At 54.5% G+C, this 11,958-nt stretch carries 13 protein-coding genes; 7 read left to right on the top strand and 6 right to left on the bottom strand.

Going from position 1 to position 11,958, the window contains the following annotated elements:
* Positions 1–133 precede the first annotated feature (133 nt).
* Positions 134–997 carry a nucleoside-specific channel-forming protein Tsx gene (locus tag J4650_RS18280; RefSeq protein WP_000752021.1) on the bottom strand — a complete coding sequence of 288 codons (864 nt, stop codon included), beginning with the start codon at positions 995–997 and terminating at the stop codon, positions 134–136.
* 299 nt (positions 998–1,296) lie between these two features.
* Positions 1,297–1,836 (bottom strand): DUF3251 domain-containing protein, encoded by a 540-nt coding sequence (locus J4650_RS18285; RefSeq protein WP_000198484.1) that lies wholly within the window; start codon positions 1,834–1,836, stop codon positions 1,297–1,299.
* A 151-nt stretch (positions 1,837–1,987) separates the two neighbouring features.
* Between J4650_RS18285 and nrdR the strand changes: the two genes are divergently transcribed.
* From nrdR to pgpA, 6 genes are all read left to right on the top strand, one after another.
* Positions 1,988–2,437 (top strand): transcriptional regulator NrdR, encoded by a 450-nt coding sequence (gene nrdR / locus J4650_RS18290; RefSeq protein ID WP_000543533.1) that lies wholly within the window; start codon positions 1,988–1,990, stop codon positions 2,435–2,437.
* Between the two features lie 3 nt (positions 2,438–2,440).
* The gene (ribD, locus tag J4650_RS18295) at positions 2,441–3,544 is read left to right on the top strand and encodes a bifunctional diaminohydroxyphosphoribosylaminopyrimidine deaminase/5-amino-6-(5-phosphoribosylamino)uracil reductase RibD (RefSeq protein WP_023994050.1); all 1,104 of its coding nucleotides are present in this window, start codon (positions 2,441–2,443) and stop codon (positions 3,542–3,544) included.
* An 88-nt stretch (positions 3,545–3,632) separates the two neighbouring features.
* Positions 3,633–4,103 (top strand): 6,7-dimethyl-8-ribityllumazine synthase, encoded by a 471-nt coding sequence (gene ribE, locus J4650_RS18300; protein WP_001021372.1) that lies wholly within the window; start codon positions 3,633–3,635, stop codon positions 4,101–4,103.
* A gap of 20 nt (positions 4,104–4,123) precedes the next feature.
* Positions 4,124–4,543: a transcription antitermination factor NusB gene (gene nusB / locus J4650_RS18305; RefSeq protein WP_000801129.1), complete on the top strand. Its 420-nt coding sequence runs from the start codon at positions 4,124–4,126 to the stop codon at positions 4,541–4,543.
* 81 nt (positions 4,544–4,624) lie between these two features.
* Entirely contained in the window at positions 4,625–5,605 is a 981-nt protein-coding gene (gene thiL / locus J4650_RS18310) for a thiamine-phosphate kinase (protein WP_000752133.1), read from the top strand.
* Positions 5,583–6,098 carry a phosphatidylglycerophosphatase A gene (gene pgpA, locus J4650_RS18315; RefSeq protein ID WP_023256654.1) on the top strand — a complete coding sequence of 172 codons (516 nt, stop codon included), beginning with the start codon at positions 5,583–5,585 and terminating at the stop codon, positions 6,096–6,098. Before thiL ends, pgpA begins: the two co-directional genes overlap by 23 nt.
* Before the next feature lie 103 nt (positions 6,099–6,201).
* Here the strand turns inward: pgpA and J4650_RS18320 are convergent, their stop codons facing one another.
* The 4 genes from J4650_RS18320 to xseB are packed head-to-tail and all read right to left on the bottom strand — an operon-like array spanning position 6,202 to position 10,276.
* Positions 6,202–7,191 carry an aldo/keto reductase gene (locus J4650_RS18320; RefSeq protein ID WP_023994049.1) on the bottom strand — a complete coding sequence of 330 codons (990 nt, stop codon included), beginning with the start codon at positions 7,189–7,191 and terminating at the stop codon, positions 6,202–6,204.
* A gap of 56 nt (positions 7,192–7,247) precedes the next feature.
* A complete protein-coding gene (gene dxs / locus J4650_RS18325) occupies positions 7,248–9,110 on the bottom strand; it encodes a 1-deoxy-D-xylulose-5-phosphate synthase (protein WP_000006777.1) in 1,863 nt (620 codons plus the stop codon).
* A 23-nt stretch (positions 9,111–9,133) separates the two neighbouring features.
* A complete protein-coding gene (gene ispA / locus J4650_RS18330; RefSeq protein WP_000348074.1) occupies positions 9,134–10,033 on the bottom strand; it encodes a (2E,6E)-farnesyl diphosphate synthase in 900 nt (299 codons plus the stop codon).
* Positions 10,034–10,276, bottom strand: a complete 243-nt coding sequence (gene xseB, locus J4650_RS18335; RefSeq protein ID WP_001124944.1) for an exodeoxyribonuclease VII small subunit — start codon at positions 10,274–10,276, stop codon at positions 10,034–10,036. It abuts the gene before it with no gap.
* 209 nt (positions 10,277–10,485) lie between these two features.
* On the opposite strand from xseB, the gene thiI reads away from it, so the two are divergent.
* Entirely contained in the window at positions 10,486–11,934 is a 1,449-nt protein-coding gene (gene thiI, locus J4650_RS18340) for a tRNA uracil 4-sulfurtransferase ThiI (protein WP_000668652.1), read from the top strand.
* The last annotated feature ends 24 nt before the right edge of the window (positions 11,935–11,958 follow it).

The following is an 11,958-nucleotide window of genomic DNA, read 5'->3' on the forward strand; positions in this document are numbered from 1 at the left end:
TTTACGGGCCGTAAGTAACGAAGTTTGATGCAAATGTCAGATCGTATGCGCCTGTTAGGGCGCGGCTGGTAAGAGAGCCTTACAGGCGCATCTGAAAAACCTCCGGCTATGCCGGAGGATATTTATTGCAGGTTTAGAAGTTGTAACCCACGACCAGGTAGCCGCCCCAGCCGGTAGATTTCGCGCTGAAATCGCCGTCGCCCCAGTTCAGTTTTGCGCCATTCTGCCACTGTCCGCCGTTATGGAAGTAACGCGCAACGACCGAGTAGTGCCAGTGATCGTAGTTCAGCGCCAGGATATGGCTGGAAGCGATGGAATTGCTGGTACGGTTCGGATCGTCGCCTAAATCAGATCCCCAGTCAAAGTTGGTAAAGCCGATATAGCTCAGTTTACCGCCCCACAGATCGGTGATGGGGACGAAGTATTTCACTTTGAAACGGTAGCCGTCCCATTCGTTTTCATTGGAAGCACCGTAGTTTTGCCACTGATATTTCGCATACACGTTCAGCGACAGGCCCATCGGCAGGCCGGTGTCGATATCGGTCCCCAGACCCATATACCACGTGCTCTGGCGGCTGGCTTTGTTATCGCCCATATCGTAGATGTAGTTGTTGGCGAAATACCACTCTTTAAACGGGCCGAAGCTCAGGTCTGCGCCGGTCAGCTTATCAATCGAGAAACGCGGTTCGATTTCCATGAACAGCGGAGAACCGTCGGACCAGATACCTTTATCGTTGCCGTTACCCCAATCAAAGGTTTTGGGAATATCGATATAGCCGTAGAAATCAAACCAGTCTTTTTTGGCAAATGCTTCATATTCCAGATAGACGTCGTTGTTCAATTTCGGCGAGAAACGGGTATGGTAGCTGCCTACCACGTTTACGCTCTGGTGCCACCAGTCGGACAAATACTGCGGCTGATCATTTTCTGCTGCGTTAGCAGTAAAAGATGAGGTGAGCGCCAGCGCTGCGCTGACTGCGAGTAAAGTTTTTTTCATATGTATGCCACTGTTTGAAATCCCTTACGGGAGTGAAAAGAACGCAATTTGCGTTTCTAAATATTTCGTGTTTCTGCGGAGCCTATTATAAAAATCATTGCTCACAAAAATATGTCTTGTTTCACATATCTATCATTTACGTAATCGATTGCGTTCACGTTTGCGCATTTTAGACGCGGCGACAGTACTATCTTTCATGAATATTACCAATTCATGCCATAAATGACGGAAATGTCAGTAGGGCAACAAAAGTCGCGCGGGGGATGTTGCGGAACGCACAAAACGCTCCGCCAGAACGTTTATTGATTAACAGGCTGAATATCATGGATGCGAATGAAGCCTAACTGCGCCGGTGTGATCCCCTTCAACGGTAACGAAATATTGACATCACTGGGCGCCAGCAAGCTGGCTGGGGCATTTACCAGAAGGCTCTGTGCATTCACCTCCTGATAGTTCTCCGTAGTGCCCTGAAGTTGCCCGTACTCTACGGTAGCGCTGAATGCCGGCAGCGGATCGCGGGACTCGCCCTGAATGTGTAACGTTGCGTGAGCGCCGTCTGCGACAGGCGTAATTTCCAGCAATGTCATACGTAGCGTACCGATCTGGCTCTCCAGCCGGGCAGGCGTATTGGCGCCAGGCAACAAATAGACGCCGCGGGTTGACTCCGCATTCAGCTTATTTTGTTGGGTAATTTTTACCGTTTCCTGATTCAGTTGGGTCATCTCTTTATTCAGGGTGCTAATGCTTTGATGCATCTGGCGAACTTCGCTCTGCGGCGCGCAGGCGGTCAGGCTCAAGAGACTTCCCACCAGGAGAATTCTTAGGTAACGTCTTGTCATGTCGATCATTTCCTTCATGGTTCGATAGCGTAATGGTAGTGCGCTATACGCACAAAGGCACCGATCCTTTATCTCAAAAGCGCTCCGCCTTTGTTGTCGCGCCAGTTCAGGGTAAAATAGCATTTCCTAAATCATCTGGTCAGGACGCCGTATGCATTGCCCATTTTGTTTCGCCGTAGATACCAAAGTCATTGACTCTCGTCTTGTAGGCGAGGGCTCGTCCGTGCGCCGCCGTCGGCAGTGCCTGGTGTGTAATGAACGCTTTACGACCTTTGAAGTGGCTGAACTGGTCATGCCGCGCGTGATAAAAAGCAACGATGTGCGCGAACCCTTTAATGAGGATAAGCTGCGTAGCGGCATGTTGAGAGCGCTGGAAAAAAGACCCGTCAGCGCAGATGATGTTGAAATGGCATTGAACCATATTAAGTCACAATTACGTGCCACTGGGGAGCGTGAAGTTCCCAGCAAGATGATTGGCAACCTGGTCATGGAGCAGCTGAAAAAACTCGATAAAGTCGCGTATATTCGCTTTGCCTCCGTCTATCGCAGTTTCGAAGATATCAAAGACTTTGGCGAAGAAATCGCTCGCCTACAGGACTAAGCCATGCAGGATGAGTTTTACATGGCGCGAGCGCTCAAACTGGCGCAGCGTGGACGTTTCACCACTCACCCGAACCCTAATGTCGGCTGTGTCATTGTTAACAATGGCGACATCGTCGGCGAAGGTTATCACCATCGCGCCGGAGAGCCGCACGCCGAGGTCCATGCGCTGCGGATGGCGGGCGCAAAAGCCAAAGGCGCAACCGCCTATGTCACGCTTGAACCCTGTAGCCATCATGGGCGAACGCCGCCATGTTGCGATGCGCTGATTGCGGCCGGCGTCGCGCGCGTGGTCGCCGCGATGCAGGACCCGAACCCACAGGTCGCCGGGCGTGGGCTGTATCGCCTGCAACAGGCGGGTATTGCGGTCAGCCACGGGTTAATGATGAGTGAAGCGGAGGCGCTCAATAAAGGCTTCCTCAAGCGGATGCGTACCGGATTCCCTTATCTTCAGCTTAAACTGGGCGCCTCCGTCGACGGACGGACGGCGATGGCCAGCGGCGAAAGCCAGTGGATCACCTCGCCGCAGGCCCGGCGTGACGTTCAGCGCTTGCGTGCGCAAAGCCACGCTATCTTAACCAGTAGCGCGACGGTATTGGCTGACGATCCGGCCTTGACGGTGCGTTGGGCGGAGTTAGACGCCTCTACGCAGGCGTCTTACCCGCAGGAAAATCTGCGCCAGCCGGTGCGAATTGTTATCGACAGCCAAAACCGGGTAACGCCTGCGCATCGTATTGTGCAGCAGCCTGGCGAAACGTGGATTGCGCGTACCCAGGAAGATAGACGCACGTGGCCCGATTCGGTTCGTACTATCAGCGTGCCGGCGCACAACGGACATTTGGATCTGGTTGTGCTGATGATGCAGTTAGGCAGGCAGCAGATTAATAGCATATGGGTTGAAGCCGGACCGGGACTGGCGGGCGCGTTGCTGCAAGCCGGGCTGGTGGATGAACTGATTGTCTATGTCGCGCCTAAATTGTTGGGAACCCAGGCGCGGGGATTATGCGAATTGCCGGGGCTTGAGAAGCTCGCCGACGCGCCGCAATTTACCTTCAGCGAAATACGTCATGTCGGCCCGGATGTTTGCCTGCATATGGTGAGCGCATGAGTTCTCCCGTCGAAAGGGGAGCAGCGCTCAAATTATTATGATAAAATCCGCCCCCCTGCGGGGCCAAATGAACCCTGGAAGAGAGAATATGAACATTATTAAAGCTAACGTTGCAGCCCCTGACGCTCGTGTCGCCATCACTATTGCGCGTTTCAATCAGTTTATCAACGACAGCCTGCTGGATGGCGCGGTTGATGCCCTGACGCGTATTGGTCAGGTAAAAGATGATAATATTACCGTAGTGTGGGTGCCTGGCGCTTATGAACTGCCGCTGGCGACCGAAGCGCTGGCGAAAAGCGGTAAATATGACGCCGTGGTTGCGCTGGGAACCGTGATTCGCGGGGGGACTGCGCACTTTGAATATGTGGCAGGCGGCGCCAGTAATGGCCTGGCAAGCGTTGCCCAGGACAGCGGCGTGCCGGTAGCCTTTGGTGTTCTGACCACCGAGAGTATTGAACAAGCCATCGAACGTGCTGGTACAAAAGCCGGTAATAAAGGCGCAGAAGCTGCGCTGACCGCGCTTGAAATGATTAATGTATTGAAAGCCATTAAGGCCTGATTTTTTGTAAGGGGAATTCCGTGAAACCTGCTGCTCGTCGCCGCGCCCGTGAGTGTGCCGTCCAGGCGCTTTACTCCTGGCAGTTGTCCCAGAACGACATCGCTGATGTTGAATACCAGTTCCTGGCGGAACAGGACGTAAAAGACGTCGACGTTCTCTATTTCCGTGAACTGCTATCCGGGGTGGCGACTAACAGCGCGTACCTGGATGGTTTAATGAAACCGTATCTGTCCCGCCTGCTTGAAGAGCTGGGACAGGTTGAAAAAGCCGTGCTGCGTATTGCGTTGTTTGAGCTGTCAAAACGCAGCGATGTGCCTTATAAAGTGGCCATCAACGAAGCGATTGAACTGGCGAAAACCTTTGGCGCTGAAGACAGCCACAAATTCGTCAACGGCGTACTGGATAAAGCAGCTCCGGTGATTCGTCCCAACAAAAAGTGATTCACAGGCCGGAAAGATAGCGGGCGATGGATGATACCCGCCGTCTCCGGCCTTTTCTTTTTTTCTGCTGAGGCATAACGTATGGCATGTGGCGAGTTTTCCCTGATTGCCCGTTATTTTGACCGTGTAAGAAGCTCTCGTCTTGATGTTGAAACCGGTATTGGCGACGATTGCGCGCTCCTGAATATTCCTGAAAAGCAGACCCTGGCGATCAGTACCGATACGCTGGTGGCGGGCATCCATTTCTTACCCGATATCGATCCTGCCGATCTGGCGTATAAAGCGCTGGCGGTGAATTTAAGCGATCTGGCGGCAATGGGCGCCGATCCGGCATGGTTAACGCTGGCGCTCACGCTTCCTGACGTCGATGAGGCGTGGCTTGCCGCGTTCAGCGACAGCCTGTTTGAACAACTGGATTACTACGACATGCAGCTCATTGGCGGCGATACCACGCGCGGCCCGCTGTCGATGACGCTGGGTATTCATGGCCTTGTGCCAGCCGGTCGGGCGCTGAAACGTTCTGGCGCAAAACCGGGCGACTGGATTTATGTTACTGGCACGTTGGGTGATAGCGCTGCCGGGCTGGCGATTCTACGGGGTGATTTTCGCGTGGGAAGCTGGGGGGATGCCGACTATCTGGTCAAACGCCATCTGCGCCCGACGCCGCGTATTTTACAAGGACAGGCGCTACGCGATCTCGCCAGTTCGGCGATCGATCTTTCCGACGGTTTGATCTCCGATCTTGGTCACATTCTTCAAGCCAGCAACTGCGGCGCGCGAATCGATTTGGAGGCGCTGCCTGACTCCGAAGAACTGTGGGGACATGCCAATGATCCCGAACAAAAGCTTCGCTGGATGTTATCCGGCGGCGAAGATTATGAACTGTGCTTTACCGTCCCGGAGCTGAACCGTGGCGCGCTGGATGTCGCGCTTGGTCATCTGGGCGTGCCGTTTACCTGTATCGGGCAAATGACGGCGGATATCGAAGGGATCGCCTTTGTGCGTGACGGAGAACCTGTCACTTTTGACTGGAAAGGATATGATCATTTTGCCACGCCATAAAGATGTTGCGAAAAGCCGCCTGAATTTGCGCAATCCGTGGCACCTGCTCGCTACCGGCTTTGGCAGCGGGCTGAGCCCCGTGGTGCCGGGCACGATGGGCTCGCTGGCGGCGATCCCATTCTGGTATTTGATGACGTTTCTGCCGTGGCAGCTTTATTCGCTGGTCGTGATGTTTGGGATCTGCATTGGCGTTTATCTTTGCCATCAGACGGCGAAAGATATGGGCGTACACGACCACGGCAGTATTGTCTGGGATGAATTTATCGGTATGTGGATAACGCTAATGGCGTTGCCGACGACGGACTGGCAGTGGGTGGCTGCCGGGTTCGTTATTTTCCGCATTCTGGATATGTGGAAACCCTGGCCGATCCGTTGGTTTGATCGCAACGTGCACGGCGGCATGGGGATTATGATCGATGATATCGTCGCCGGCGTGATATCCGCCGGCATACTGTATTTTATCGGTCATCACTGGCCGCTCGGTATTATTTAAAGGGTTTGCCGGATGGCGGCGTAAACGCCTTATCCGGCCTACCCCCGAACAATATGTCGATTTCGCAGGCCCGATAAGCGCCGCGCCATCGGGCAATGGCAGATTATTTAAATCCCACCACCGGATGTTGTTTGTACGGCGTTTCGAGTTCGGCAATCTGCTCCGGTTTGAGCGTTAAATCAACGGCATTCAGCAACTCATCTAACTGCTCTTCACGCGAAGCGCCGATAATCGGCGCGGCGACGCCTCGTTTACTGAGCAGCCAGGCCAGCGCGACCTGCGCTCGCGTTGCGCCAAGCGCCTTGCTGACGCCAGCCAGCCGTTCCGCTATTTGCGCATCATTTTTATCGCTTTCAGCGTATAAATTTTTGCCCACGTCATCCGAGACCAGCCGGGCCGTGGTTTCTCCCCAGGGGCGAGTTAAGCGCCCGCGCGCCAGCGGACTCCACGGAATCACGGCGACGCCTTCCTGCCAGCACAGCGGTAGCATCTCACGCTCTTCCTCGCGGTAGATCAGGTTATAGTGATCCTGCATGGTGACAAACGGCGCCCAGCCGTGTTGTTTTTGTAGCGCCAGCGCTTGGGCAAATTGTGAGGCGTGCATTGAGGAAGCGCCGATATAGCGGGCTTTACCCGCCTTCACCACGTCGTTTAGCGCTTCCAGAGTCTCTTCTATCGGCGTGGTGTAATCCCAGCGGTGGATTTGCAGGATATCGACATACTCCATTCCCAGACGGGTGAGGCTATCGTCAATAGAGCGCAGGATTTGCGCGCGGGACAATCCTTCCGGCAGATCGCCGACGCGATGGAAGACTTTCGTCGCTACCACCACCTCGTCGCGCCGGGCGAAATCACGCAGCGCGCGACCGACAATCTCTTCGCTGCTAATCTCTTCGCTGCTGCCGTCGGAGTAGCTGTTGGCGGTATCAAAAAAGTTAATGCCGCCCTCAAGGGCGCGCTTGATGATGGGACGGCTGCTCTCTTCGGGAAGCGTCCAGGCGTGATTGCCGCGACTCGGCTCGCCGAATGTCATGCAGCCCAGACAAAGGCGGGAAACCCGAAGATCTGTATTTCCTAACGTGTTGTATTGCATGACTCCGCTCCTGTTATACCCGTCACTCTTCAAGCATAGCAGGAGCAAAGAGGGGATTATGCCAGCCAGGCCTTGATTTTGGCTTCAATGCCTGCGGCGTCAAGCCCCAGTTCCGCGCGGGCTTCTTCCTGCGTTCCTTGCGGGATAAAGAAATCCGGAAGACCGATATTCAGCACAGGTACAGGTTTACGATGGGCCATTAGCACTTCGTTTACGCCGCTGCCAGCGCCGCCCATAATGGCGTTTTCTTCCAGCGTCACCAGCGCGTCATGCTGCGCGGCCATCTCCAGAATTAACGTGTCGTCCAGCGGCTTAACAAAGCGCATGTCGACCAGCGTGGCGTTCAGCGCTTCGGCGACTTTCGCCGCCTCAGGCATTAAGGTGCCAAAGTTCAGAATCGCCAGTTTTTCGCCATGACGCTTCACAAGGCCTTTACCAATAGGCAGTTTTTCCAGCGGGGTTAGCGCCACGCCCTGCGCATTACCGCGTGGATAACGTACTGCCGTCGGGCCGTCGTTATAGTGATACCCGGTAAATAACATCTGGCGACATTCGTTTTCGTCGCTTGGCGTCATGATCACCATATCCGGGATGCAGCGCAGATAGGAGAGATCGAACGCGCCCTGGTGTGTTTGTCCATCCGCGCCAACGATACCGGCGCGATCGATGGCGAACATGACCGGCAGTTTCTGGATAGCGACGTCATGGATGACCTGATCGTAGGCGCGTTGCAGGAAAGTAGAGTAGATCGCCACGACGGGCTTATAGCCGCCAATCGCCAGACCTGCGGCGAAGGTGACGGCATGCTGCTCGGCGATGGCGACGTCAAAATAGCGATCCGGGAATTTACGTGAAAATTCCACCATGCCGGAACCTTCGCGCATTGCCGGGGTGATCGCCATCAGCTTGCTGTCTTTGGCGGCGGTTTCACACAGCCAGTCACCGAAGATTTTTGAATAACCTGGCAGACCGCCGCTGCTTTTCGGCAAACATCCGCTGGAAGGATCAAATTTAGGCACCGCATGGAAAGTGATCGGATCTTTTTCCGCGGGCTCATAGCCGCGGCCTTTCTTGGTCATGATATGCAGGAACTGCGGGCCTTTCAGGTCGCGCATGTTCTTCAATGTGCTGATAAGCCCCATGACATCGTGACCATCGACCGGCCCGATGTAGTTAAAGCCCAGCTCTTCGAACAGTGTTCCCGGCACAACCATGCCTTTAATATGTTCTTCGGTACGCTTGAGCAGTTCTTTAATTGGCGGTACGCCGGAGAAGACCTTTTTTCCGCCTTCGCGCAGAGAAGAGTAAAGCTTACCGGAAAGTAGCTGCGCCAGATGGTTGTTGAGCGCGCCGACGTTTTCCGAAATCGACATTTCATTGTCGTTCAGAATGACCAGCATGTCGGGTCGGATATCGCCTGCGTGATTCATTGCTTCAAACGCCATACCGGCGGTGATGGCGCCGTCGCCAATCACACAGACGGTGCGGCGATCTTTGCCTTCTTTCTCCGCCGCCACGGCAATACCGATACCGGCGCTGATGGAGGTGGAGGAATGCCCAACGCTCAGCACATCGTATTCGCTTTCTCCGCGCCACGGGAACGGGTGCAGACCGCCTTTCTGGCGAATGGTGCCGATTTTGTCGCGACGACCGGTAAGGATTTTATGTGGATAAGCCTGGTGTCCAACATCCCAGATTAGCTGGTCAAACGGGGTGTTGTAGACATAATGCAGCGCCACGGTAAGTTCTACCGTGCCCAGCCCGGAAGCGAAGTGCCCGCTGGAACGGCTTACGCTGTCGAGTAAGTAGCGGCGTAGCTCGTCGCAGAGTTTCGGCAGACTCTCTTTCGGTAACAGTCGTAACTCCTGGGTGGAGTCGACCAATGCCAGGGTAGGGTATTTGGCTATATCAAAACTCATCGCAAGCTCATTGGATATGGGGTTTATTTATCACGCTGGATTATGTAGTTCGCTAGCGCTTCCAGTGCCGAGGTGTCCAGTGATTGCGCGGCCAGCTGATGTAACGACTGACGGGCGTCCTCTATCAGGTCCCGGGCTTTATTCCGGGCTTGCTCAAGACCCAGAAGTGCAGGGTAGGTACTTTTGCCAAGCTGCTGGTCTGCGCCCTGACGTTTACCTAACGTTGCAGTATCGCCCACCACATCCAGAATGTCATCCTGAACCTGGAAGGCAAGGCCGATACTCTCTGCATAGCGGTCAAGTATCGGCAGAGTATTCCGTCCTTTATCGCCCGCGCTCAATGCGCCAAGTCTAACGGCGGCGCGAATGAGCGCGCCGGTCTTATGGCGATGAATGCGTTCCAGCGCGTCCAGAGTGATCCGCTGGCCTTCTGCCGCCAGATCCAATGCCTGACCGCCGCACATACCGGCGATACCGCTGGCGTTTGCCAGTTCGGCGATCATCGCGATACGATCGCGATCGGCAACTTCCGGCATCGGCGCGTCGCTGATAATGGCAAACGCCAGCGTCTGCAACGCGTCTCCCGCCAGGATTGCGTTGGCTTCGCCAAATTTAATATGGCAAGTCGGCAGGCCGCGACGCAAATCGTCATCGTCCATCGCTGGCAGGTCGTCATGGATCAGCGAATAGGCATGAATGCATTCGACCGCCGCAGCTGGCGCATCCAGCGTTGCCGTACTGACGCCAAACATTTGACCGGTGGCGTAAACCAGAAATGGCCGCAGGCGTTTACCGCCTAATAATGCGCCATACTGCATGGCTTCGACCACGGGAGTGTTCTGAAAGGGCAGTGGCGCGATAAAACGGCTCAGCGCCTGATTCGCTTGCGTTACGCAAGCCTGTAGCTGCTGCGTAAAGTCCATTTACTCATTATCCGCGATAAAAGGCTCAGGTGAAGCCTCTTCATTATCAGACAGCAAAATTTGCACGCGCTGTTCCGCCTGCTGCAGTTTTGCCTGCCCCTGACGCGCCAGTTGTACGCCGCGCTCGAATTCATTCAGCGCGTCTTCCAGCGGCAAATCGCCGCTTTCCAGGCGGGTAACAATATGTTCCAGCTCGCTCAGCGCAGTTTCAAAGCTGGCGGGCGCCTCATTTTTCTTCGGCATGATGACTGTTTGACTCTCTGTAATGGCAGCACAAGTCTATGGTAACGGACTCACACTGATAAGCAAATAACGCGCAATGGTAAGGGGAAATGCGCAAGATGTCCGTGATGGTGATATACTTCCGCGCCTGGATGCAGCCGTAGGTATGGGCTGCTGTACTATTTCTCCACGACAAGCCTTAGATAGCTTGCTAAAGAACCATTGCCGCCATGAAGTTTATCATTAAATTGTTCCCGGAAATCACTATCAAAAGCCAATCTGTGCGTTTGCGCTTTATAAAAATTTTAACCGGGAATATCCGTAACGTTTTAAAGCACTACGATGAGACCCTCGCGGTTGTCCGTCACTGGGATAACATTGAAGTTCGCGCCAAAGATGAAAACCAGCGTCTGGCGATTCGCGACGCGCTGACCCGCATTCCGGGGATTCACCATATTCTTGAAGTCGAAGATGTGCCGTTCACCGATATGCACGACATTTTCGAGAAAGCGTTGGCGCAGTATCGCGAGCAGCTTGAAGGCAAAACCTTCTGCGTGCGCGTAAAACGTCGCGGTAAGCATGAGTTTAGCTCCATTGAGGTGGAGCGCTATGTCGGCGGCGGATTAAATCAGCATATTGAATCGGCGCGCGTGAAGCTCACTAACCCGGATGTGACGGTGCATCTGGAAGTGGAAGATGATCGCCTGCTGCTGATCAAAGGGCGTTATGAAGGTATTGGCGGTTTCCCGATTGGCACCCAGGAAGATGTGCTATCGCTGATCTCCGGCGGTTTTGACTCCGGCGTCTCCAGCTATATGCTGATGCGTCGCGGCTGTCGCGTACACTATTGCTTCTTTAACCTTGGCGGCGCGGCGCATGAAATCGGCGTTCGCCAGGTGGCGCATTACCTGTGGAACCGCTTTGGCAGCTCCCATCGCGTGCGTTTTGTGGCGATTAACTTTGAACCAGTGGTCGGCGAGATTCTGGAGAAAGTCGACGACGGCCAGATGGGCGTGGTGCTCAAACGTATGATGGTACGCGCGGCGTCGAAAGTGGCGGAACGTTACGGCGTACAGGCGCTGGTGACCGGCGAAGCGCTGGGCCAGGTGTCCAGCCAGACGCTAACCAACTTGCGCTTGATCGATAACGTGTCTGACACGCTGATCCTGCGCCCGCTGATCTCTTACGATAAAGAGCACATTATCAACCTGGCGCGCCAGATTGGTACGGAAGATTTTGCCCGTACGATGCCGGAATACTGTGGCGTGATTTCAAAAAGTCCGACGGTGAAAGCCATTAAAGCGAAAATTGAAGCCGAAGAAGAAAATTTCGACTTCAGTATTCTCGATAAGGTGGTAGAAGAAGCGAACAACGTCGATATTCGTGAAATCGCCCAGCAGACCCAGCAGGAGGTGGTGGAAGTAGAAACCGTGAGCGGTTTCGGCCCGAACGACGTGATTCTGGATATCCGTTCTGTGGATGAGCAGGATGACAAGCCGCTGAAAGTGGAAGGTGTGGACGTCGTTTCGCTGCCGTTCTACAAGCTGAGCACTAAATTTGGCGACCTCGATCAGAGCAAAACCTGGCTGCTGTGGTGCGAACGCGGGGTAATGAGCCGCCTGCAGGCGCTCTATCTGCGCGAGCAGGGCTTTGAAAACGTGAAAGTGTATCGTCCGTAATTCCTTTGCCGGGTGGCGGCTATG

It is taken from the genome of Salmonella sp. 32120201201600049SM (assembly GCF_017572835.1).
Lineage (GTDB): Bacteria > Pseudomonadota > Gammaproteobacteria > Enterobacterales > Enterobacteriaceae > Salmonella > Salmonella enterica.